The sequence below is a fragment of the Mesorhizobium sp. LMG17149 genome, assembly GCF_024518695.1.
Lineage (GTDB): Bacteria > Pseudomonadota > Alphaproteobacteria > Rhizobiales > Rhizobiaceae > Mesorhizobium.
Map to the genome: position 1 here is coordinate 284238 of NZ_JANIFL010000002.1, position 21957 is coordinate 306194.

Sequence of the window (21957 nt, forward strand, 5' to 3'; positions counted from 1 at the left end):
CATCACCATTCCAGGCTTGATCCCACCTCGCAGGCCCGAGGTGAGATGCTTTGACAAAACTATCTATTTTATCTATTTTAGATAGAAAAGAGAGGCATTGCCATGCGAGTGACTTCAACAGAATTCCAGCAGAATGTCGGGCGTTTTCAGGACGCTGCCCAGCGTGCGCCGGTCGCAATCACAAAGAATGGCCGGACCCACACGGTACTCCTGTCGGCGGCGATGTTCGAGGTGTTGGTCAAGGGACGAGTCGCCCGTAACGCGGAAGAACTGGACGATGAGACGCTGAACGCCATCGCCGAAAGCGCCGTACCGAGCGAATATGCCGGGCTCGATGCGATGCTTAAAGACTGGACACCGTGAGCCTGCCCAAACCTATCCCGGGTCTGGTGATTTCCTATTCTTACCTCTGGGTGAGAGAACACGAAAAGGATGCCGAAGAAGGTCGCAAAAACCGACCATGCGCCATTGTCGCCGCGCGCCGGGTCGTGGAGGGCCGTGAAGTTATAACGGTCGTTCCGGTCACACACTCGCCACCGGCTGATCCTGCCGATGCAGTAGAAATACCTGCGCCACTCAAAGCCCATCTCGGCCTCGATGACACGCCGTCATGGATCGTCGTGACCGAAACCAATGGCTTCCTCTGGCCGGGTCCCGATCTCAGGCCCATCGCGGGCAGCAAACCGTCCCGATTCGACTATGGCATGCTGCCGCCGCGTTTCTATGCCTATCTGCGCGACCGGATTTTGCAGTCTCACGCGAGCCGGGCGCTCCAGCAGATTCGGCGAACAGAGTAGCTGCATGAGACCGGAAGAGCACGAAACGTCTTCGGTTCCAGGGGACGATCGCTTCACGGTCATCCCGTACGAAGCAAAAGATCGAAATCCTTCCTGACCGTCTGCGACGTCTCCTTGAGGTGCGCTTCCAGCACACCGAAATCCGGCAGGTCGGTCACCGCCAGAAGCAGATCCGAAAGCCCCGGCGGAACGTCGTCGCGCTCAAAGGCTCCGGTGAGGCACAGCCGCGTCATCTGGGTCAGTGCCAGATAGAGCGCGTAGGCGTCGCCAAGCTCCTGCCTCACCCCGGCAGCCGCGAAGCCCGGTGCCAGGCGCGACAGGATCTCGGCGGTGCCGGTGGCGCGGCGCCCGGTCTCGACCTGCCCGGTGATTTCAGCCACCTGGGCGATGAATTCCAGATCGATCAATCCTCCGGGAATAAGCTTGATGTCCCAGAGATCGCGCGGCGGCTTTTCCTTCTGGATCATAGCCCGCATGTCCGCAGCCTCGGCCATCACCTTTGCAGCATCGCGCGGCTGGCCAAGTACAGCCGCTACTTCCGCTTCAACCTCGCCGCACAGGCTAGCGTCACCGGCTATGGCGCGCGCGCGGGCCAGCGCCATGTGCTCCCAGGTCCAGGCTTCCTGGCGCTGGTATTTCTTGAAGGCATCGATATGGGTGGCCACCGGTCCCTTGTTGCCGGACGGCCGCAGGCGCAGGTCGAGTTCGTAGAGCACCCCCTCCGCCGTCGGCGCGGACACCGCCGCGATCAGCCTTTGCGTCATGCGGGTGTAGTAATGCGAAGGTGCCAGCGGCTTGTCGCCATCGGACTCTTCGGCATCCGACGCGTGGTCGTAGAGCAGGATCAGGTCGACATCCGATCCGGCGGTCAGCTCGCGGCTGCCAAGCTTGCCCATACCGAGCAGCGCAACCGCGCCGCCGGCAATGGTGCCGTGGCGGGCCGCGAATTCGGCCGTCACCGCCTGCAACGCAGCCTCGATGGTGAGATCCGCCAGATCAGAAAAGGCGCGGCCGGCCCGCGCCGGATCGATCGAGCCGGCGAGCAGCCGGACACCGATCAGGAATTTCTGCTCGGAGGCAAAAATGCGCAGCCGGTCGAGCACATCCTCGTAAAGCCGGTCGCCCCCGACGAAGGCGGAAAGCCGCGCCGACAGATAGGCGCGGTCCGGTAGTTCGGTGAGCAAGGCCGGGTCGAGCAAACCATCGAAGACATGCGGCCTGCGGGTGATGATCGCCGCCAGCCGGGGGGCGGCCCCCATGATCGTCGCCAGAAGCTTCAGCAGGGCAGGATTGGACTGCAGCAGGGAGAACAGCTGGATGCCAGCCGGCAGGCCGGCGAGAAACTCGTCGAAGCGCATCAGAGCTTCGTCGGCCCGGCGCGTCTGGCCGAAGGCGCGCAGCAGCGCCGGCGTCAGTTCCGTCAGCCGCTCGCGTGCCTCCGCCGACTGGGTGACGCGATAGCGGCCGAAATGCCAGCCACGGATGACGCGGCAGATGTCGCTTGGCCGCTGAAAGCCGAGCCCGTGCAAGGTCTGCAGCGTATCGGGATCGTCAACATCGCCGGTGAAGACCAGGTTGCCGATGCCGGTCGACAGTTCGGGTGCTGTTTCGAACAGTGCCGCGTAGTGGCGTTCGACCTGCTGCAGCGAGGCACGGAACGCTTGAGAAAAGGCAGAAGCATCGGCAAAGCCGAGCATGCGGGCGATGCGCTCCAGGCCTTCATCATCTTCCGGCAGCGTGTGCGTCTGCTCGTCGGCAACCATCTGCACGGCATGTTCGACGCGGCGCAGGAACCAGTACTGGCGGGCAAGCGCATCGCGCGCCTCGGCGGTGATCCAGCCGCGGGGCGCAAGCTCGCCGAGCATCGGCACGGTCTCGCGGCCACGCAGTTCAGGGAAGCGTCCGCCGGCGATGAGCTGCTGGGTCTGGACGAAGAACTCGATCTCTCGAATGCCGCCGCGGCCAAGCTTGACGTTGTGGCCTTTGACCGCAATCTCGCCATGGCCCTTGTGGGCGTGGATCTGGCGCTTGATCGAATGGACGTCGGCAATCGCCGCGTAGTCCATGTATTTGCGCCAGATATAGGGCTGCAACTCCTTGAGGAAGGCCGCACCCGCGGCCAGATCGCCTGCCACCGGGCGTGCCTTGATCATCGCGGCGCGCTCCCAGTTCTGGCCGCGCGCCTCGTAGTAGCGCAGTGCCGCCTCGACCGGGATCGCCAGCGGTGTCGAACCGGGGTCTGGGCGCAGTCTCAGATCGGTGCGGAAGACATAACCGTGTTCGGTGCGGTCCTGCAGGATGCGCACCAGGCGGCGCGTCAGCCTCGAAAACAACTCGGTGGCGTCGAGCGGATCGACGACGGCGGGCGCTTCCGGATCGAAGAAAACCACCAGATCGATGTCGGAGGAAAAATTCAGCTCATGCGCGCCGAGCTTGCCCATGGCGAGCAGGATCCAGCCCGACTGTTTCGACGGATTGCCGACATCCGGCAGTTTGAGTTTGCCCTGGCCATGCGCGTCGCGCAGCAGGAAGTCGACGGCGGCGCGGGTGCAGGCGTCTGCGAGGTCGCTCAACCGCCGGACCGTCAGCGCCGTTTCGGCCTCGCCGGCAAGATCGGCCAGCGCGATGAGGAAATGCGCCTCCGCCTTCCACTGGCGCAGCTCCATCATCAAGCCGGATTCCGAGACTGCTTCGGCTAGATGCACCTGGTCGATGGCGGCGCCGATCACCTTCAGCCGAGCCTCGATCGTCTGCTCGAACAGCCCGTCCAGGATTTGCGGCCGGCGACGTGCGGTATCGCGCAGGAACGGCGACAGATCGAAGACGGCAGCAAGGAAATCCTGGCCCTCGCCCTTGCCGGCCAGGAACTTGGCCAGCCGCGTCAGTCCTTCTTCGCATGCCGCGGAAGCGATCTCGGCCAGTTCCAGCCGCGCACGGTCTTCGTCCAGCGGAGCCAGGCTGGTCTCCGGCTTCAGCAGCCATCCAGTCTCCACCCGCTTCGCTGCAGTGCTCATCAGTGATCCTCCCGAGCCGGGAAACTCATGACCACGGATAATCCGGGATTGCCAGGCAAGAGTTCAAGCCGGCCATTGTGGAACGTCATGACCGCCTTGGCGAGGCTGAGGCCAAGACCGGAACCTGGCTGCGAACGGCTCTTCTCCAGCCGCACGAAACGTTCCGTGGCGCGCGCGCGGTCGCCATCATCCGGAATGCCGTGTCCATTGTCGGCAACCGACAGGCGAACGTCCGCACCGGCTCGCTCGAGCGTGACGCGCACCGCCGGCTGGGCATTGGCGCCGGTGGAATATTTGATGGCGTTGTCGACGATGTTCGACAGCGCCTGACCGATCAGTTCGCGGTTGCCGTTGACGGACACCGCCTCGGGCGCGTCTGCTTCCAGCGACACGCCTGCCTCTTCCGCCACCGGCTCGTAGAGTTCGACGACATCGCGCACGGCCTCCGCCAGATCGACGCGGTTGGTGTTCTCCGAGGAGTAGCCAGCTTCCAGCCGGGAAATCATCAGGATGGCGTTGAAGGTTTTTATCAACTGGTCCGACTCGGCAATGGTGCCTTCCAGTGCCCGCCGGTAGTCGGTGGGCTTTTGCTTGCCCGAAAGCGTCGCTTCGGCCCGGTTGCGGAGCCGGGTCAGCGGCGTCTTCAGATCATGCGCGATGTTGTCGGAAACCTGCTTCAAGCCTTCATTGAGCGTGGCGATCCTGGCCAGCATGGCATTGAGATTTTCGGAGAGCCGGTCGAACTCATCGCCAACCCCCGTCACCGGCAGCCTGCCCGACAGATCCCCGCCCATGATGCGACGGCTGGCTTCCGACACGCTGTCGATGCGCTTCAGCGCGGCGCGACCGACAAAAAACCAGATCAGCAATCCGCCCAGCCCCATCATGCCGAGCGCCAGCATCAGCGCACGGCGGATGACCGCACGAAACCGCTCCGGCTCGCCAAGGTCGCGGCCGACCAGCATGATCATCTGGTTCGGCAGCCGCAGCACCAGCGCAATGGCGTTGTGGCCCTTTTCGCCCTGCGCCTGCGCATCGTTCTGCTCGGATTGGGTGGTGGTGCCCTGCTCGGCGGGAAGGTTGCGCAGGCGCTCGAGCTCTCCCTCGCCAAAACGCTGATAAGAGAACGGACTGCTGGTCCAGCCTTCGGTTTCGAGAACGCCCGGCTCCAGGCTCTGCACATTGCCGGTCAGGATCTGTCCGTTGGCGTCGGCGATCAGATAGAGGTTGGCGCCGGGCTGGCGCGAGCGGGCCTCGACTACACGGACCAACACCGGCAGACCGCCGCGTTGATAGGCGCGAGCCAGACCGAGCACCTCGTCATTGATGGTGTCCTGTGTCTGCCCGGTCAGCATGCGCGCCGACAACGAGGTCATATAGAAGACGAGCGCCACCGCGCAGAGCGCGAAGAGCAGGAGGTAGAGCGCCGAAAGCCGCGCTGCCGTTGTCTTCATGATGGCTGGCACGGAAAGAGCCATGCCGCAGCTAGCCGCTCTTCAGCATATAGCCGGCGCCGCGAACCGTATGCAGGATGGGCTTGTCGAAGCCCTTCTCGATCTTGCCGCGCAGCCGGGAGACATGGACGTCAATGACATTGGTCTGCGGATCGAAATGGTAGTCCCAGACATTTTCCAGCAGCATGGTGCGCGTTACCACCTGGCCGGCATGCCGCATCAGATATTCGAGCAATCGGAATTCACGCGGCTGCAGCGTTATCTCGCGTGACGCACGGCGGACCGAATGCGACAGCCTGTCGAGTTCGAGATCGCCGACGCGGTAGACGGTTTCGGCTTCCTTGGCGCTGGCGCGCCGGTTCAGAACCTCGACGCGGGCGAGAAGCTCGGAGAAGGCATAGGGCTTTGTCAGGTAATCGTCGCCGCCGGCGCGCAGACCCGTGACCCGGTCATCGACCTCGCCGAGCGCCGAGAGGATCAGCACCGGCGTTGTGTTGCCCCTGGACCGGAGACCGGCAATGACCGACAGGCCGTCGCGACGCGGCATCATCCTGTCGATCACCATCACGTCGTAGTCGCCGGCGTCGGCGAGCGCAAAGCCGGTTTCGCCGTCACCGGCGACATGAGCAGTGTGACCGGCCTCGGCAAAGGCTTTCTGCAAGTAGTCCGCAGCCTCGCGATCGTCTTCTATGACGAGAATCTTCATAGGGCTGTTATACGCGATTTCGCCGGAAGGTTGAGTGGCAGACATCTGCATTGTGGCCTTTGCCAAAGCGCACCGCGATCAAGATTGCCCGAAGCCGTGCGAGATAAAGCTGCTCGCTGCCGATGTCATTTTGCGTCGGATCGCGGAAGCGCTTTTGAAAGTGTGCGGCAGCGGACGATGGGAAGCCCGCTGCCGCCGGGGGAAGGCGCGATGACTGACTAACGCGCGCTCCTCCATGCTTTCCCGTACGGCGGCTCGGGGGTGTTGAAACTGCCGCACTGGAAAAGCCCAACCTGCCGCCGAAACGCCCTCACCCACCCTGGAAAGGCCGAGAGAACGCTCCGGGGCTGACCTCAGCCCTTGGCGACGGGCAGCGCGACGAAACGATTGGTGTCGTCGCGGGTGATCTGCATCAGCACTGCCTTGCGGCCGGATTTGACTGCATCGGTCATCGCCTTGGTGACGTCGTCGGTGCCGTTCACTTCGGTCGAATTGACCGATGTGATGACGTCGCCTGGCTGGATACCGCGATCGGCGGCATCGCTGTCGGGATCGACATCGGTCACCACCAGTCCCTTGCCGTTTTCAGACTTGGTAACGGTCAGGCCGAGATCAGCCAGCGTGTCGGGCTTGGCCGGGGCGGCGGGCTGCTGCTGGTCGACAGAGGCCTGCTTGTCGCTCGAGGGCAGTTTGCCGAGATCGACCTTGACCGTCTGGCTCTTGCCGTCGCGCCACACGGTGACGTCGACCGACTTGCCAGGCGAATAGGCGCCGATCAGCCGGGCCAGTTCCTTCGGCGAAGCGACATCTTTTCCGTCGACCTGGGTGATCACGTCACCGGCCGTGATGCCCGCCTTCTTGCCGGGACCATCATCCTGGGCACTGGAAACCAGTGCGCCGTTGTTGGACTTCAGACCAAGCGACTCAGCGATGTCGGAGGTGACCGGCTGGATTTCCACACCGAGCCAGCCGCGCTGCACGGAGCCGCTCTTCATCAGGTCCTGAACGACCTGCTTGGCGGTCGAAGCGGGAATGTCGAAGGCGATGCCGACGCTGCCGCCGGATGGCGAGAAGATCGCGGTGTTGATGCCGACGACCTGGCCGTTGAGGTTGAAGGTCGGACCGCCAGAATTGCCGCGGTTGACCGATGCGTCGATCTGGATGAAGTCGTCATAAGGGCCAGCGCCGATGTCACGGCCGCGGGCGGAGACGATGCCGGCGGTGACGGTTCCACCAAGGCCGAACGGATTGCCGACGGCCACCACCCAGTCGCCGACGCGAACCTTGGAGTCATCGGCGAAGTCGACATAGGTAAACTTGCCGACGCCGTCGACCTTGAGCACGGCGAGATCGGTGCGCGGGTCGGTGCCGACCAGCTTGGCGTCGAGTTCCTTGCCGTCATGCATCACCACGGTGAAGGCCGAGCCTTCTGAAACAACGTGATTGTTGGTGACGAGATAGCCGTCATCCGAGATGAAGAAGCCCGAGCCCTGGGCAACCGGCCGCGGCTGATCGTTGTTGCGGTCGCGGTGGCTGAAGCGCCTGTTGCCGCCACCCTGGCCGTCCTGGTCACCAAAGCCACGGAATTCCTTGAAGAAGCGGCGTAGCTGTGGATTGTTGGGCAGGTTGTTCATGCCATCCTGGTCGTCGGACGGGTCGGAGCCATCATCGGCGGCCGGGCTGATCTTGGCCTTGACCTTGACACTGACAACGGCGGGAGAAACGCGCTCGACGACATCGGCGAAGCCCGGCACCTGCGGCGCCTCGACGCGCACGGCATCGGCCAGAACAGGGCTGGTTCCGCTGGTCAGCGCGCCAACCCCGATCGCACCGGCCACGGCGACAGATGCGACGGCAGCCATGAGACGCTTGCGGGTGACGGAATATGAATTGGGGGCAATATTCATGGATCTCTTATCCTCTTTCAACGGACGCTGCTTGGTCGGCATCCTCGGAAAGGAGAATTAGAGCGGCACACATTACAGCGCCATTTCCGACACATGAAACTTTGGTAATGTTTGCGGGTGACGGCGGACGTCAGTCGCGGCGCAATATGGCGTCCAACGATGCCTGTTCTTCGGCGGACAGGGATTTTGTTGCCAGCACGCGGCGCGACCGCGCGGTCAGCACGATGAAAACACCTCCCACCAGCAACAGCAGGACGGGCGTGCCCCATAGCAACGCATTGCGCAGGTCGAATCGCGGCTTCAGCAGCACGAACTCGCCATATCGCGAAACCACGTAGTCCATGACCTGCTGGTCGGTGTCGCCGGCGACGAGGCGCTGACGCACAAGGACGCGCAGGTCGCGGGCAAGGTCGGCATCGGATTCGTCGATCGACTGGTTCTGGCAGACCATGCAGCGCAAGCCTTCCGACAGCGCCCGCGCCCGCGCCTCCAGCGTCGGATCAGGCAGCACCTCGTCAGGCTTCACCGCCAAGGCCGTGCCGGCAAAGAACAGCGCCAGCAGCAGGACAATGGAGGTCAGCGAAAGCCGCGCGTTCATGGCAGGGTCGCGGATGGCGCCGCGCTCGCCTGCTTGCGCCGCCGCGACGGCGCGCCGACGCGCAGGCGCCGGTCCATCAGTGACATCGCCGCGCCAACCATCATCATCAGGCCGCCGCCCCAGATCAACGTCACCAGCGGCTTCCACCACAAACGCACGACGACGGAACCGTCATTGCCCTCGTCGCCGAGCGAGATGTAGAGCTGCGAGAAACCAATCGTCCTGATGCCCGATTCCGTCGTCGTCATCTGCCGCACCGGATAAAACCGTTTGGCGGAGCTGATTTCGCCAACAGGGCTGCCGCTGACGCCGATCAGTTCGAAGCGGCCGAGATCCTCGCTGTAATTCGGTCCCTGGGCCGGATAAAGCCCGACGAAACGCAGCGTATGGCCGGACAGTTCGACGGTCTCACCGGCATGCATCGACAGGATCTTCTCGGTGCCGAAGCAAAGTGTGCCGACGATGCCGAGCGTGGTCAGGCCGAGGCCAAGGTGAGCGAAGGCAGTGCCGAAGACCGAGCGCGGCAGGCCGAGCAAGCGCCTGACCATGATCCCGGCGGCGACATTGCCGACCCCCGATTTGACGGCGAGATCGGTGAGCGCGCCAAGGATCAGCCAGACGGCAAGGCCAACGCCCAGGGCTGCGAACACCGAGGCGCCGTCGATGAACAAAGCGGTGACCAGCGTCGCCAGCAGCGCCGCTGCAAAGGCCACCATAAGGCGCTGCGCGACGGCGAAGACATCGCCGCGCTTCCAAGCCAGCAACGGCCCGAACGGAACCACGAGCAGCAACGGTACCATCAGCGGTCCGAAGGTGAGATTGAAGAACGGCGCGCCGACCGAGATCTTGTCGGCTGAAAAGGCTTCGACGGCGAGCGGATAGAGTGTGCCGACGAGGACGGTCGCCGTCGCCGTCGTCAGGAACAGATTGTTGAGGACCAGCGCCCCTTCTCGGGAAATCGGCTGGAACAGGCCGCCGGTCGTCAGCCGGGAAGCGCGCAGCGCAAACAGCGCCAGCGAGCCGCCGATAAACAGCGTCAGTATGCACAGGATAAACACGCCGCGCGTCGGATCGGTGGCAAAGGCGTGCACCGAGGTCAGCACGCCTGAACGCACGAGGAAGGTGCCGAGCAGCGACAACGAAAAGGTCAGGATGGCGAGCAGCAGCGTCCAGATCTTCAGCGCCGAGCGCTTCTCCATGACGATGGCCGAATGCAGCAGCGCTGTGCCCGCCAGCCACGGCATGAAGGAGGCGTTCTCGACCGGATCCCAGAACCAGAAACCGCCCCAGCCAAGTTCATAGTAGGCCCAGTACGATCCCATGGCGATGCCGCCGGTCAGGAACATCCAGGCGACCAGCGTCCACGGCCGCACCCAGCGCGCCCAGGACGCGTCGATGCGGCCTTCGATGAGAGCGGCGACCGAGAAGGAAAAACAGATCGAGAAGCCGACATAGCCGAGATAGAGGAACGGCGGGTGTATGGCGAGGCCGAGATCCTGCAGGATCGGGTTGAGATCGCGGCCTTCGATCGGCGCCGGATTGAGCCGGATGAACGGATTGGACGTCGCCAGGATGAAGAGGAAGAAGGCGGCGCCGATGGCGCCTTGCACCGCAAGCACATTGGCGCGCAGCGTCGCCGGCAGGTTGGAGCCGAAAGCGGCGACGAGCGCGCCGAAGAAGGTCAGGATCAACACCCAAAGCAGCATCGAGCCTTCATGATTGCCCCAGGTTCCGGTGATCTTGTAGATCAACGGCTGCAAGGAATGCGAGTTTTCCCACACGCTTGCCACTGAGAAATCGGAGCTTGCATAGGCACTCGCCAACGCTGCGAAGGACAGCGCCGTTAAGGCAAAGCCGGTCACCGCGACCGGACCGCCGACGGCCATGAGGCGCTGGTTGTTCAGGCGCGCGCCAAACAGCGGCACCACCGTCTGCACCAGCGAAAGCGCAAACGCCAGGACGAGGGCGAAATGTCCGGTTTCAACCATGCCCGTGATCCATTGTCGCTCTCCTGCCGGAGCTATTCACTCTTGTTCTCCTGCCAGACGCCCTTGGCCTTGAGGCCGTCCGCAACCTCCTTGGGCATGTAGCGCTCATCATGCTTGGCCAGCACGCTATCGGCAACAAAAACCCCGTCCGGGCCGAAAGTACCCTCGGTGATGACGCCCTGCTCTTCGCGGAAAAGGTCGGGCAGGATGCCGGTGTAGGTGACCTTGACCGATTTGTGCGTGTCGGTCACCGAAAAGCCGACCGTTGCCCCCTGCCCGCGCTGGATCGTGCCTTTTTCGACCAATCCACCCAACCGGATGCGCTGGCCAGGCTGGACACTGGCGGTGGTGAGATCGGCCGGCATGTAGAAAAAGGAGGCCTTCTGGCCAAGCGCGTAAAAAGTCAGCCCCGTCGCGGCACCCAGAAAGACCAGCCCGCCCGTGATCACCGACAATCGTTTCTGCTTGCGCGTCATGTCTTGTTCTACTCCGTCGCCGCAAGGCCAAGCGAAGCGGCAAAGGCGGTGAATTTCTTCGCCTGCTCACTGTCTGCGCCAAAGACGGCGATGGCGCGACCGAGCGCCTCACGCGCCTGATCGGCCTTGCCGAGCACGACATAGGAACGAACGAGCCGCATCCATCCTTCCGGATCACGCGGATTTTGCCGCAGTTTGTCGTCGAGGCCGGCGACCATCGTATTGATCATGGCCTCCCGATCCTGCGGCGACATCGAGGATGCGGCGTCGACATCGCCGGCATCGGGACCGTTGCTGGCGCCGCTGGAGGCGACGTCGGAGCCTCCGGATTTGGCCAGCGCCTGCTCGACGGCACCGCGCCATGGCGAGTCCGGCGGCAATCTGCCCAGCATCGCCTGCCATGCCGTGGTCGCTTCCTTGGCGCGCCCCTCCTGCGCCAACGCCATGGCCAGGTAGAAACTCGCCTTCGCGTTGGCCGGATCGAGCTTCAGGGCTGCCTCGAAGGCATCCTGGGCATCGGCCGAGACAATGCCGCCTGCCGCGCTGGCGATCGCCTCGCCGAGACCGGCCTGGCGAACGGCGCTGTCGCCATCGAGCCGAATGGCGTTGCGATAGGCTCCCGCCGCGTCGGAAAAGCGCTGCATGCGCAGATAGACCGGTGCGAGCACGTCCCAGCCCCTGCCGTCAGTGGGATTGGCGGCCAGATGGGCTTCGGCCCGCGCCACCAGCTCGTCGACCGAACTGTCGGCGGGATTCTTGGCCAACCGCTCGCTGAGCGGTTGCGACGGCAGGTCAGGAGAGCCAAGCTGGACATAGAGCCCCCAACTGACCAGCGGCACCGCCAGCACGGCTACGGTTGCCACCAGCCTTGCCGTGATCGACGCTCGGCCAGGGTTTGCGCCGCCGGCGGTACCCGCATTGTCAAGGCGAAGGATGCGGCGAGCGATCTCGGCGCGGGCCTCGGCGGCTTCGGCCGGCTGGATCAAGCCACGCGCGGCGTCGCGGTCAAGCTCGGACAATTGGTCCCGATAGACTTCGAGATCATGTTCGCCGCTCGACGACGCGCCCTTGGCGCTGGCGGCCAGCGGCAGCAGCACCGCCAGGCTTGCACCCAGCGTGAGAATGGCGGCTATGACCCAGAACAGCATGGTTCTTCCAATACCGGCAGAGCTCTGCCGTGCCAACAGATGCATGCTGCGACGCTTTGACGACGCCAGCCGCCAATCGTCGGCAGACGGTCGTCAGGTCAGCGGCGTCCAGCTGCCGTCGGCGTTGCGGCAAGCGGTTCCGCGCGCCGTGACCCCGGCGCCGGCGGAAAACACCGTCTGCGTGTACTGGCGGCAGTCCTGCGAACCGACGCGGTACGGCTGGGCCGGAACCACCTCGCCGTAGCGCGAAGCCTGAGCGCCTTTCCACGTCACCTTCTGGCCGCTGGTCGTATATTCCAGCGCCTTGTATTCAGCCTCGAGCGCGCTGCGCTTCTCGGTCTCGCTGAGGCCGTTGCCGATCGTCCCGCTGATGAGGCCGCCGCCCATCGCCGAAATGATCGTCGTGGTCACCTTGCCGCTGGAAGGAGGTGTCGAGGCCGGTGTCACTGCTATGGCTGGACCCTTGCCGCTCAAGGTGGTGCAGCCGGAAACGGCCAGCAATGCGGAAACGAGAGCGACGCGAATCTTCATGCCAACAACCGATTTTCTTGAGTGGGAGCCTGCCATGGATGCGCCGGGGGCCGCGTCATCGGAGAAGTTGGCGTGGCCATAGTATTGATATTTGTCGGAAATTTGGCCGTTGGCAGCTGCGAGACCAATCGACATGCCGCCAATAACATCTCCCGTCCCTCTATGTCGATTGGCCCTGGTGAACATCACTGAAGGCTCCGCAATCGCACCACCGCCTTCAATCCGCCCATACCGGACCGTTCGAGCGCCAGAACGCCTCCATACTCGTTGACGAGGTCTGCGACAATGGCCAGCCCCAGACCTGTTCCGGGCTTTGTCTCGTCCAGACGCCGTCCTCGCTTCAGCGCCTCGCGCGCCTTGTCCTCGGGAATGCCCGGACCGTCATCCTCTATGCTGATCTCGAACAGGCCGGCCGGGTCGTCCTTGCCGGTCAAGGGCACGACCGAAACCTGCACCGCGCTCTTTGCCCATTTCATCGCGTTTTCAAGGAGATTGCCCAGCAATTCCTCAAGATCCTCGCGCTCGCCGGCGAAGACGATTTCGGCCGCCGGCAGCGACAGCGACAGATTTGTCTGCGGATTGAGCTTCTGCAGAACCCGCACCATGCGCTGCACCAGCGGCGTCACCGGCGTGCGGTAGACGACGCTGTCGCGCTGTGCCGCGACGCGGGCGCGCTGGAGATAGTGTTCGACCTGCTTCTGCATGGAAGCGGCCTGTTCGGCGATCAGCTGCCCCTTGGCGCCGCCGAGCGCGCGGCCCTCGTTGAGAAGTACCGCCAGCGGCGTCTTCAGCGAATGGGCGAGATTGCCGACCTGTGTTCGCGACCGCTCGACGATGCGCCTGTTGTTTTCGATCAAGGCATTGGTTTCGTTGGCAAGCGGTTCGATCTCGGCCGGGAAGCGGCCGTCGAGCCTCTGGGCGGTGCCTTCGCGCACCATAGCGAGCGCGTTCCTGACCCGGCGCAGCGGCTGCAGGCCGAGCAGGATGGCGATCGCGTTGATGGCGATCATGCCGACGCCGAACAGGCTGAGATAGGTCAGCAGGCGGCGCTGGAAGGTAGCGATTTCCTGTTCGAGTTCGCTCTGGTTGCCCATGACGCGGAAACGCGCGGCCCGGTTCTTGGCGTCGAGAACGAATTCGCTCTCGAAAACTTCGAGTTGCTCGCCGTCGATGCCTTCAGCTGCGTAGCTGCGCTGAAAGCTGGCATTGAACGGCACCTCGGCAACGCTCGGTGATGGGATCGTCGTGGTCATCGACGACGAGTGGAGATCGCCATGCACGCCCTCCGAAGCGGGCTCGACCGACCAGTACCAGCCCGAATTCGGCTCCGAGAACCGAAGGTCGCCGAGGTCTGGCGCGCCGGTCAGCGCCCCGCTGTCGGAGATGCCGATCGAACCGATCAGGTTGAACAGATGCGCCGAAAGCAGGCTGTCGAAGCCGCGCTCGCTGGCCTGGCGGTATAGGGTGGTGATCAAGGTGAAGATGACAACGAGCGTCACGATCGCCCAGACCGTGGAAAAGGCGATAACGCGGAACGTCAGCGAACGCGGCCACAAACGCAGCGAAAGCGGCGTCCTTGCGGTTGGTTTGAGCGGTTCCGAGTTACGCCTCCGGCTCACGCATGCGGTAGCCCATGCCGCGCACGGTTTCGATCATGTCGATGCCCATCTTCTTGCGCAGCCGCCCGACAAACACCTCGATGGTGTTGGAATCGCGGTCGAAATCCTGATCGTAGAGATGCTCGACCAGTTCGGTCCGCGAGACCACTTCGCCCATATGGTGCATCAGATAGGCGAGCAGGCGGAATTCGTGCGACGTCAGTTTCAGCGGCACGCCGTCGACATCGGCCTTGGAGGCCTTGGTGTCGAGACGCAGCGGCCCGCAGGTCAGTTCGGACGAGGCATGGCCGGCTGCTCGCCGGATCAGGGCTCGTAACCTCGCCAGCACCTCCTCGATGTGGAACGGCTTGGTGACGTAGTCATCGGCGCCGGCATCGATGCCGGAGACCTTGTCGCTCCAGCGGTCGCGCGCCGTCAGGATCAGCACCGGCATCTTGCGGCCGCCGCGCCGCCAGCGCTCGACCACACTTATGCCGTCCATCTGCGGCAGGCCGATATCGAGCACGACCGCGTCATAGGGCTCTGTGTCGCCAAGGAAATGGCCTTCCTCGCCGTCGAAGGCGCGGTCGACGACATAGCCGGCATCGACCAGCGCATCCGATATCTGCCGATTGAGATCCTTGTCATCTTCGACGACGAGTACACGCATGCGGAGTTCGATACCTGTTGAAGAGCTTTGTCAGATTGAAGGGCTTGGTCAGATGAAGAGCTTTGTCAGATTGAAGACTGGGGCAGATATAGGCCGATTCCGGCGGCCTGGGAAACGTAGCCTAAGGTTGATTGGGTCAGTTCAGCGGAACGACGATCTCGGAACGGCGCGGACGTTGTCCGTCCTTGCCTGGAACGAGCACCACGATGACACAGACAGGCTGACCGCCGCGCGTCGATTGCGAGGCCTTGGCCAGCGTTCCGCCATTCTGCTCGGCCACCTGCTGGCCGATGGCGTAGCAATCGGACGCAGCCAGTACGATCGGGCTGGCCAGGTCGGGCGGCGCGATGACCGGTATCGCCATCGCCTGCGACGCGAACAGTCCGGCAGCACAAAGCGCCAGTGTCGCGGTTCGGAGGGGGGAGCGAAGCGTTTTCATGACCGGCGTTGTAACGCATCGGTGCTGAACGTGAAATGAACGGTGAACGCCGCTGAAAACATCCTCGCCACACCCCTGCAACGCGAGACAATCAACCTGGAATTTCACCGCCTCGAACAGGTGAAATCCCGCGAAAGTCCAGTCTAGACTCGGTTTTGACCATATTGAAAGCGCATCAGGCATTTTCCTGCGTTATCGCGCGAAAACGCAGCAGCCCGTGATGCACGAGCAGATCCTCGTCATGGCGGGCTTCGGCAAATTCCAGCGACAGTCGTGTCTGGCCGCGAGGGCCAATCACCAATGCTGCGTCGGCAAGGCGCGCCTGGATGGCGGCCATGATGGCTAGCGTTTCGGCGTCGCCATGGGCTTTCGACCAGACATGCAGCGTAATCAACTGATCATCGGTGTTCTCGGTGCTCGTATCCCAGTCGAAAGCAGAGGTCTGGCCGCAGGTCACGTACGGAAAAGCGGCATTGTCGGTTGGCCGTTCGAGCAGTCCGGCGCCGCCCAGCAAGGCCGATAGCGATGCATCGCTTTTCAGCCTGAGAAACAGTGCCTGCTGTAAATCGCCTGGCGCGGTCATCGTCTTTTCCTCCAGTTCTTGCGCTGCCGATTATTGCTTTTCGGAAGCTGTCCGCGTTCTGCGTGTTCTGACAGATATAGCCATTCGACGCGCGGAGGCGATGGCGATTCGTCATCGGAATGATGGATGCCGATGATCTCGAAAGGGCGACTTTGCCAACACCATCGTCCGCGGGCACCGCGCCGTGAACATGGACTCTCGATTCCTGGTTACATATTCTCGCTACAGGGTCGCATGACGATCCACGAAGCAATTTCGGAAGCTGACGATGCTCGATGCAGAAAAGACCAGGGCTGCCTCGCGGTTGTTGGTAGGCCACTGGGACCAGGGCACCCGTCTCGGCGCCATACCTGAGGCGTTGCGCCCACAAACACGGCTCGAAGGTTACGCCATCCAGTCGCATGTCCTGGATCGCTCGGCGGCCTCGCTTTTCGGCTGGAAGATTGCCGCGACCAGTCTGGCCGGACAAAGGCACATCAATGTCGACGGCCCGATGGCCGGACGTCTCCTGGCCGAAAAAGCGGTGGAGGTCGGCGGGACCGTTTCCCTGGCGACGAGCAAGATGCGCGTGGCCGAGATCGAGTTCGCTTTCCGATTCGGACGCGAACTGCCGCCTCGTCCGGCACCCTATGAAATCGCTGAAGTGATGAAAGCCGTGGCGACCTTGCACCCGGCGATCGAAATTCCGGACTCACGCTATGACGATTTCTGCGCCGTCGGGGCGCCGCAGCTCATTGCGGACAATGCCTGCGCCAATCTGTTTGTCATCGGCGAGGCGGCGGAAGGCGACTGGCGCGGCGTGGACCTTGCAAAGCACCCCGTGGTCGCTTTCGTTTCCGGAAAGTCGCAGCACAACGGATCGGGAGCGGCCGTGTTGGGCGATCCTCGCATCGCGCTCACCTGGCTCGTCAACGAGCTGTCGGGCCTGGGCATAGCGCTCCAACCGGGACAGGTGGTGATTACAGGCACCTGCGTGACGCCGATAAGCGTCGAGGCAGGCGACGAAGTCACCGGCGATCTCGGCCGGTTTGGCCGCGTCTCGGTGCGGTTTGTCTAGGCTCCGCGCTGCCTGGCCACGAAACTGCGCACCGCCAGCACCAGCACGGTGATGATGATCAGGATCACCGAGAGCGCGGCGATCGCCGGGTCGATGTTGTCGCGCAGGCCCATCCACATCAGCCTCGGCAGGGTGATGGCGTTGACCGAGGTGATGAACAGGGTGACGCCGATTTCTTCCCAGGACAGCACGAAGGAGAGCAGTGCCGCTGTGATGATGCCGAACTTGATGTTGGGCATGATGATGCGGGTGGCGCGCTCCCACACAGTGGCCCCTAAGCCCCGCGCGGCAAGGTCGATGCGCCGGTCGAGCTGGCTGAGCGAGACCAGCATCAGCACGGTGGCGAAGGGCACCGTCATCACCGAATGCGCCATGGCGACGCCGAGCCATGTGTCATAGCCGAAGAACGTGCTGAAGCCCGAGATCGAGGTCAGCAGGAAGTAGAGCGTGATCGCCGAGACCACCGGCGGCACCACCATCGGCAGTAGCACGAAGCCGACCAGGGCCGCGGTGAAGCGGGGCTGGAACATCCAGACGCCGAGGCTGAAGCACAGCGCGAGCACGGTTGAAAAGGCGCTGCTGACGACACCGATGCGGATCGAGAGCAGGATCGATTGGAGCCAGCGCGGGTCCTCGACCAGCGCCCGGTAGTGGCGCAGCGACAGTTCGCCCGACGGCATCGCCAGCATGCGGCTCGGCGTCAGCGACACCGGGATGACGGCGAGCAGCGGCATCAGCAGGAACAGCGCCACGAGGGCGGCGATGATCAGCGAGACGGGACCGGGGCGGTAGGTCGGCATCAGATCAACTGCTTCGGTCTGACGTATCGGAACAAAAGCGCCATCAGCGCGCCGACGAACAGCACCAACACGACGCTGATCGCCGCCCCCAGGCCCCAGTCCGGGCTCTGGAAGATCCTGAGATAGATCAGCTCGGCGATCATGACGCTGCGGCCGCCACCGAGGATCGCCGGCGTGACGAAGAAGCCGAGCGAGAAGACGAACACGATCATCGCCGCGCCGATGATGCCGGAGCGCGTCATCGGCACGAACACTGTCCAGAAGGTGCGCATGCGGCTGGAGCCGAGCCCGCGCGCGGCCAGGAGCACGCGGTCGTCGAGGCTGCGCATAGCCGATGCCAGCGGGAAGACGGCGAAAGGAATGAGGAAATGCGTCATGCCGACGATGACGCCGAATTCGTTGCGCACCAGCGCCAACGGTTCGGAAATGAAGCCGATCGCCTGCAGCCAGCTGTTGATCAGGCCGCGATTGGAGAGCAGCGCCACCCAACCGAAGGCACGGGTCAGCACGGAAATCCAGAAGGGAACGAGAATGCAGAACTCGGCGACCAGGCGCTGTGCCGGGGTTCCACGCACCCAGACGACGGTGATGGCGTAGGCAGCGGCCACCGAAACCACGGTGACGACCGCCGCGATGCGCAGCGTGCGGATGAACACCGACTGCACGAGATCGTCGGTAAGCAGCGCCTCATACTGGCCGAGGCCGGGCGTCGGCAGCGTGAAGCTCCATTTGACGACGCCGAGGAACGGCCAGGCATAGGCCAGGACAAGAAACAGGAGCAGCGGCGCCATCAACAGCGCCGCGCCCATCCTGTCGGAGAGATAGGATCTCATGTCGACCCGATTACCCCTGCCCTGATCAGGCCGAGATGATCTTGGTGTATTCGTCGAGCGCCGGCCCGTAGTTCTTGGCGTACCAGTCCATGTCGAGCGCGATCTGCTTCTTCATGTTCTCGGGATCGACCGGGTTGATGCGCTTCTTGTCGGCAGGGATCAGCGCGTCTGCCGCCGGGTTTGCAGGACCTTGGCCGAGCTTGTCGAACATGACCAGCTGCTTTTCAGGGTCCTGGGCACTGGCGATGAACTTCATCGCAGCGTCCTTGCCGCCGGGATTGCCCTTGAGCACGGCGAGCGCACCGGGCGAGATCAGGCCCTGGTCCCAGATGAACTTGATCTTGCCGCCGCTATCCTGCTCGATCAGTGAAGCGCGGGTCGACCAGACGATTGCCATCGAGGCCTCGCCATTGAGCAGCACGCTCTGACTTTCGGCGCCGCCACCCCAATAGGCAACGACGTTTTCCTTGAAGGCGGCGATCTTGTCATGGGCGCGCTTCAGGTCGAGCGGGTAGAGCGACGCAGGCGCGATACCGTCGGCGAGCAGCGCCGCTTCCCAGCTCGACACGCCCCATTTGTAGAGCGAGCGCTTGCCGGGGAACTTCTTCACGTCGAAGAAATCGGCCATGCCGGTCGGCGCGTCCTTGCCGTACTTCTCGGAATCATAGGCGATGACATAGGAGAAGAAATAGGTCGAGGCGGCGTATTCCCAACCAAAGCCGGGCCGCATCTTCTTCTTGTCGACGATGTTGTAATCGATCGGCTCGAGAGCCCCCTGGGCGCCGAGCGTGATGGCCGAGAACGGATCGACATCGACGAGATCCCAGGTCGGCGCGCCGCTCTTGAATTGCGCGGCGATGGCACCTTCGGTCGGACCCGAACCGTCCATCTTGACGGTGATGCCGGTGTCCTTGGTGAAGGCCTGGCCATAGGCGGCATCGTAGGCGGTGATGGCATCGCCACCCCAGTTGACCAGCACCAGCTCCTTGGCCTGCGCAAAGGCACCTGTCGAGCGCAGCAGCATCGGCGTGCCGGCCAGCACGAGTGCCGCCAACTGTGTGAACTGCCGGCGCGAGATCTCACCGCGGCCTGCCCTGGCGGACAGGCTCTCGATGGCTTGTTTCTTGGTATCATGTGTCATGTCAGTTCCCCTTTTTGTTGTTGATAGTGCCGGAATCGGTGCTGCGATATCTCGCCACACCGTTCGTCATTGCCCTCCATGCGGAAGGAGGAAACCCTTTTCCGCCGGCCAGGTGAGCCAGACGGAGTTGCCCTTGCTCAACGCCGCGGCAGCCACCTCGCTCGGCACCGAGACCGTGACCTTGGCGCCTTGCCGCGTCGTCAGGTCGAGCCGCGTTGCCGCGCCGAGATAGGTGGAGTTGGTGGCGGTAGCGGCGATCCCATTCTCACCATCTGCCGCCTCGCTCGATATCGACATGTATTCGGGCCGGATCGCCAGGATGGCATCGCCGCGCACGAGTTCGGCCTTGCAGCCCATGCTGACCGCGCGGTCCTCGCACAGGCCGGTCGAGCCATTGCCGGCAGGCTTGACCCCCTTCAGCGGCAGCATGTTGATCTCGCCGAGGAACTCGGCGACGAAGCGGTTGTCCGGCCGGTCGTAGACCTCGTCGGGCGCTCCAACCTGCAGCAATTTGCCGTGGTTGAAGATGGCAACGCGTGACGACAGCGCCAGCGCCTCGCTCTGGTCGTGGGTGACGAAGACGAAGGTGGTCCCGGTCTCCTGGTGCAGCCGCTTCATCTCGGCCTGCATCTGGCCGCGCAGGCCCTTGTCGAGCGCGGAAAACGGTTCGTCGAGCAACAGCACGCCCGGTTCGAACACCAGCGCGCGGGCCAGCGCCACACGCTGCTGCTGACCGCCTGACAATTGCGCCGGCAGTTTTTTCTCGTGGCCCTTGAGGCCGACGCGCTCGATCATCTCGCCGACGCGGCGCTTGATGTCGGCGGCCGATTTCTTGCGCACCTTGAGTGGGAAGGCGATGTTGGCTTCGACGCTCATATGCGGGAACAGCGCGTAGCCCTGGAACACCATGCCGGCGGCACGTTGCTCGGCCGGCCGGTCGGTGATGTCGACGCCGTCGCTGAACAGCTTGCCTTCGGTCGGCTGCACGAAGCCGGCAAGGATCATCAGGAAGGTGGTCTTGCCCGAACCGGACGGCCCGAGCAGGGTCAGGAACTCGCCACGGCCGATATCGAGCGACAGATTGTCCAGCGCACGGAATGAGCCGAAGCTCTTGCCGATCCCGATTGCCTTGATCTCTGCGGCACGGCCGGGTTGCTGCATACTGCCCTTTCCCTAACGCTTGTCGAAATCGTAGGCAGGGTGCCGGCTCACCGCAACCGAATAGTTTTCGCGTGATCGGCAAATTCCATTCATCTATGGCGAGATGTCGCCACCTGCCCTCAATACGGCAGAATGCGGTTCTCCTGGAGTTTCGACCGCAGCCATCCTGCTAACGCTTCCAGCACCGGATGCGAAGCCTTGGCGTGTTCGGAGACCAGGAAATAGGAACGCGGCGACTTGATCGCTATGTCGAACGGCCTGACCAGCCGGCCCTCGCTCAGCGCCCGCCGGCTGGTCAGTTCGTCGCCCATGGCGATGCCCTGGCCGGCAATCGCCGCCGAAAAGACGAGGTTCATGTCCGAAAAGAAGATGCCGCCCTCAATGTCGGGGTTTTCCACCTTGGACAGCGCCAGCCAGCGCGCCCAATCCTCGGTGTCATCGAGATGCAGCAGGTTGGCGCGCAGCACGTCCGACGGCCGGGAAAAACCACCGACCTTGTTGAGCAGTGTCGGGCTGCAGAGCGGCGTGAACGAGATTTCACAGAGCGGCTCGACCGCCCGGTTCGGCCAATTGCCGACACCAAACGCAATGAAGGCATCGGCATCGGCATTGCTGACATCGTCGAGCCGGCGCGGCGTCAGGATGCGCAGCGCCACGTCAGGATACATCTGCCGGAACTCGCCGATATGGGTGCACAAGAACAGCGAGGCGAAGCCGGGCGTGCAACTGACGGCGAACGAGCCGCCGACTCCGGTGCCGGCATCGCGCGTCACCGCGTCGCCAAGAACGGTGAGCGCCTTGCGCACGTCGCTGGCGTAGCGCTGGCCGCGCGGCGTCAGCGCCACGCCCTTGCCGATGCGTTCGAGCAGATCGAAGCCGAGGTCGCGCTCCAGCAGGCGAAGCTGATGGCTAACAGCGCTGCGGGTCAGGTGCAACTCGTCGGCGGCGCGCCAGACGCTGCCGTGGCGGGCGAAGCTGTCGAGCGCGCGCAGCGCTTGTGTCGATGGTATACGCAAGGAACCTCAGGTGAACCGAATTTGCACGAACCGGGAAAAC

At 63.5% G+C, this 21957-nt stretch carries 21 protein-coding genes; 3 read left to right on the plus strand and 18 right to left on the minus strand.

Annotation, left to right across the window (positions count from 1 at the left end; translation table 11 throughout):
* Positions 1-102: 102 nt before the first annotated feature.
* Both NP945_RS04695 and NP945_RS04700 read left to right on the plus strand, forming a co-directional pair.
* Positions 103-363 (plus strand): type II toxin-antitoxin system prevent-host-death family antitoxin, encoded by a 261-nt coding sequence (locus NP945_RS04695; RefSeq protein WP_023812822.1) that lies wholly within the window; start codon positions 103-105, stop codon positions 361-363.
* Positions 360-797, plus strand: coding sequence for a type II toxin-antitoxin system PemK/MazF family toxin (locus NP945_RS04700; RefSeq protein WP_256745695.1), 438 nt, complete (start codon positions 360-362; stop codon positions 795-797). Before NP945_RS04695 ends, NP945_RS04700 begins: the two co-directional genes overlap by 4 nt.
* 59 nt (positions 798-856) lie before the next feature.
* Here the strand turns inward: NP945_RS04700 and NP945_RS04705 are convergent, their stop codons facing one another.
* From NP945_RS04705 to NP945_RS04765, 13 genes are all read right to left on the minus strand, one after another.
* Complete coding sequence (locus tag NP945_RS04705; protein WP_256745696.1) at positions 857-3811, minus strand: bifunctional [glutamine synthetase] adenylyltransferase/[glutamine synthetase]-adenylyl-L-tyrosine phosphorylase; 2955 nt, start codon at positions 3809-3811, stop codon at positions 857-859.
* Positions 3811-5289, minus strand: a complete 1479-nt coding sequence (locus NP945_RS04710; RefSeq protein ID WP_256745697.1) for a HAMP domain-containing sensor histidine kinase — start codon at positions 5287-5289, stop codon at positions 3811-3813. The genes NP945_RS04705 and NP945_RS04710 overlap by 1 nt, the downstream gene beginning before the upstream one ends.
* 7 nt (positions 5290-5296) lie before the next feature.
* The gene (locus NP945_RS04715) at positions 5297-5971 is read right to left on the minus strand and encodes a response regulator transcription factor (protein ID WP_023812818.1); all 675 of its coding nucleotides are present in this window, start codon (positions 5969-5971) and stop codon (positions 5297-5299) included.
* Positions 5972-6324: 353 nt separating this feature from the next.
* Positions 6325-7878, minus strand: a complete 1554-nt coding sequence (locus tag NP945_RS04720; protein ID WP_127270962.1) for a Do family serine endopeptidase — start codon at positions 7876-7878, stop codon at positions 6325-6327.
* A gap of 130 nt (positions 7879-8008) precedes the next feature.
* A complete protein-coding gene (locus NP945_RS04725; RefSeq protein WP_127380054.1) occupies positions 8009-8476 on the minus strand; it encodes a cytochrome c-type biogenesis protein in 468 nt (155 codons plus the stop codon).
* On the minus strand, positions 8473-10464 hold the full coding sequence (locus NP945_RS04730; RefSeq protein ID WP_256745698.1) for a heme lyase CcmF/NrfE family subunit: 1992 nt from the start codon (positions 10462-10464) through the stop codon (positions 8473-8475). Before NP945_RS04730 ends, NP945_RS04725 begins: the two co-directional genes overlap by 4 nt.
* Positions 10465-10496: 32 nt before the next feature.
* The gene (gene ccmE, locus NP945_RS04735; RefSeq protein WP_127269163.1) at positions 10497-10940 is read right to left on the minus strand and encodes a cytochrome c maturation protein CcmE; all 444 of its coding nucleotides are present in this window, start codon (positions 10938-10940) and stop codon (positions 10497-10499) included.
* 8 nt (positions 10941-10948) lie between these two features.
* Positions 10949-12088, minus strand: a complete 1140-nt coding sequence (ccmI, locus tag NP945_RS04740) for a c-type cytochrome biogenesis protein CcmI (protein ID WP_256745699.1) — start codon at positions 12086-12088, stop codon at positions 10949-10951.
* Positions 12089-12181: 93 nt separating this feature from the next.
* Positions 12182-12619 carry a hypothetical protein gene (locus NP945_RS04745; protein ID WP_127269161.1) on the minus strand — a complete coding sequence of 146 codons (438 nt, stop codon included), beginning with the start codon at positions 12617-12619 and terminating at the stop codon, positions 12182-12184.
* A 185-nt stretch (positions 12620-12804) separates the two neighbouring features.
* The gene (locus NP945_RS04750; RefSeq protein ID WP_127269160.1) at positions 12805-14238 is read right to left on the minus strand and encodes an ATP-binding protein; all 1434 of its coding nucleotides are present in this window, start codon (positions 14236-14238) and stop codon (positions 12805-12807) included.
* Positions 14222-14887 carry a response regulator transcription factor gene (locus tag NP945_RS04755; RefSeq protein ID WP_023812809.1) on the minus strand — a complete coding sequence of 222 codons (666 nt, stop codon included), beginning with the start codon at positions 14885-14887 and terminating at the stop codon, positions 14222-14224. Before NP945_RS04755 ends, NP945_RS04750 begins: the two co-directional genes overlap by 17 nt.
* 136 nt (positions 14888-15023) lie before the next feature.
* Positions 15024-15326, minus strand: a complete 303-nt coding sequence (locus tag NP945_RS04760) for a hypothetical protein (protein ID WP_127380058.1) — start codon at positions 15324-15326, stop codon at positions 15024-15026.
* A 175-nt stretch (positions 15327-15501) separates the two neighbouring features.
* Positions 15502-15909: a DUF3168 domain-containing protein gene (locus NP945_RS04765; RefSeq protein WP_256745700.1), complete on the minus strand. Its 408-nt coding sequence runs from the start codon at positions 15907-15909 to the stop codon at positions 15502-15504.
* 268 nt (positions 15910-16177) lie between these two features.
* Here NP945_RS04765 and NP945_RS04770 point away from each other — a divergent pair, with 268 nt between their 5' ends.
* Positions 16178-16966, plus strand: a complete 789-nt coding sequence (locus NP945_RS04770) for a 2-keto-4-pentenoate hydratase (RefSeq protein WP_256745701.1) — start codon at positions 16178-16180, stop codon at positions 16964-16966.
* Here the strand turns inward: NP945_RS04770 and NP945_RS04775 are convergent.
* The 5 genes from NP945_RS04775 to NP945_RS04795 all read right to left on the minus strand — a co-directional run bounded on the left by NP945_RS04775 (position 16963) and on the right by NP945_RS04795 (position 21917).
* On the minus strand, positions 16963-17766 hold the full coding sequence (locus NP945_RS04775) for an ABC transporter permease (RefSeq protein ID WP_127267595.1): 804 nt from the start codon (positions 17764-17766) through the stop codon (positions 16963-16965). The two genes, NP945_RS04770 and NP945_RS04775, sit on opposite strands and share 4 nt — an antisense overlap.
* Positions 17766-18599, minus strand: a complete 834-nt coding sequence (locus NP945_RS04780) for an ABC transporter permease (protein ID WP_127267594.1) — start codon at positions 18597-18599, stop codon at positions 17766-17768. The genes NP945_RS04775 and NP945_RS04780 overlap by 1 nt, the downstream gene beginning before the upstream one ends.
* A 25-nt stretch (positions 18600-18624) precedes the next feature.
* Entirely contained in the window at positions 18625-19740 is a 1116-nt protein-coding gene (locus NP945_RS04785) for an ABC transporter substrate-binding protein (protein ID WP_023812803.1), read from the minus strand.
* 66 nt (positions 19741-19806) lie between these two features.
* Positions 19807-20901 carry an ABC transporter ATP-binding protein gene (locus NP945_RS04790; protein ID WP_127267593.1) on the minus strand — a complete coding sequence of 365 codons (1095 nt, stop codon included), beginning with the start codon at positions 20899-20901 and terminating at the stop codon, positions 19807-19809.
* A gap of 119 nt (positions 20902-21020) precedes the next feature.
* Complete coding sequence (locus tag NP945_RS04795) at positions 21021-21917, minus strand: LysR substrate-binding domain-containing protein (protein ID WP_256745702.1); 897 nt, start codon at positions 21915-21917, stop codon at positions 21021-21023.
* Between the last annotated feature and the right edge of the window lie 40 nt (positions 21918-21957).

Excerpts from the sequence above, each read along its gene's own strand:
- NP945_RS04770 (WP_256745701.1), top strand. The coding sequence starts at position 16,178 with ATGCTCGATGCAGAAAAGACCAGGGCTGCCTCGCGGTTGTTGGTAGGC.
- NP945_RS04715 (WP_023812818.1), bottom strand. The coding sequence starts at position 5,971 with ATGAAGATTCTCGTCATAGAAGACGATCGCGAGGCTGCGGACTACTTG.
- NP945_RS04725 (WP_127380054.1), bottom strand. The coding sequence starts at position 8,476 with ATGAACGCGCGGCTTTCGCTGACCTCCATTGTCCTGCTGCTGGCGCTG.
- NP945_RS04695 (WP_023812822.1), top strand. The coding sequence starts at position 103 with ATGCGAGTGACTTCAACAGAATTCCAGCAGAATGTCGGGCGTTTTCAG.
- NP945_RS04755 (WP_023812809.1), bottom strand. The coding sequence starts at position 14,887 with ATGCGTGTACTCGTCGTCGAAGATGACAAGGATCTCAATCGGCAGATA.
- ccmI (WP_256745699.1), bottom strand. The coding sequence starts at position 12,088 with ATGCTGTTCTGGGTCATAGCCGCCATTCTCACGCTGGGTGCAAGCCTG.
- NP945_RS04780 (WP_127267594.1), bottom strand. The coding sequence starts at position 18,599 with ATGAGATCCTATCTCTCCGACAGGATGGGCGCGGCGCTGTTGATGGCG.
- NP945_RS04765 (WP_256745700.1), bottom strand. The coding sequence starts at position 15,909 with ATGACCGCGCCAGGCGATTTACAGCAGGCACTGTTTCTCAGGCTGAAA.
- NP945_RS04760 (WP_127380058.1), bottom strand. The coding sequence starts at position 15,326 with ATGAAAACGCTTCGCTCCCCCCTCCGAACCGCGACACTGGCGCTTTGT.
- NP945_RS04790 (WP_127267593.1), bottom strand. The coding sequence starts at position 20,901 with ATGCAGCAACCCGGCCGTGCCGCAGAGATCAAGGCAATCGGGATCGGC.
- NP945_RS04745 (WP_127269161.1), bottom strand. The coding sequence starts at position 12,619 with ATGAAGATTCGCGTCGCTCTCGTTTCCGCATTGCTGGCCGTTTCCGGC.
- NP945_RS04720 (WP_127270962.1), bottom strand. The coding sequence starts at position 7,878 with ATGAATATTGCCCCCAATTCATATTCCGTCACCCGCAAGCGTCTCATG.
- NP945_RS04785 (WP_023812803.1), bottom strand. The coding sequence starts at position 19,740 with ATGACACATGATACCAAGAAACAAGCCATCGAGAGCCTGTCCGCCAGG.
- NP945_RS04730 (WP_256745698.1), bottom strand. The coding sequence starts at position 10,464 with ATGGTTGAAACCGGACATTTCGCCCTCGTCCTGGCGTTTGCGCTTTCG.
- NP945_RS04710 (WP_256745697.1), bottom strand. The coding sequence starts at position 5,289 with ATGGCTCTTTCCGTGCCAGCCATCATGAAGACAACGGCAGCGCGGCTT.
- NP945_RS04775 (WP_127267595.1), bottom strand. The coding sequence starts at position 17,766 with ATGCCGACCTACCGCCCCGGTCCCGTCTCGCTGATCATCGCCGCCCTC.
- NP945_RS04705 (WP_256745696.1), bottom strand. The coding sequence starts at position 3,811 with ATGAGCACTGCAGCGAAGCGGGTGGAGACTGGATGGCTGCTGAAGCCG.
- ccmE (WP_127269163.1), bottom strand. The coding sequence starts at position 10,940 with ATGACGCGCAAGCAGAAACGATTGTCGGTGATCACGGGCGGGCTGGTC.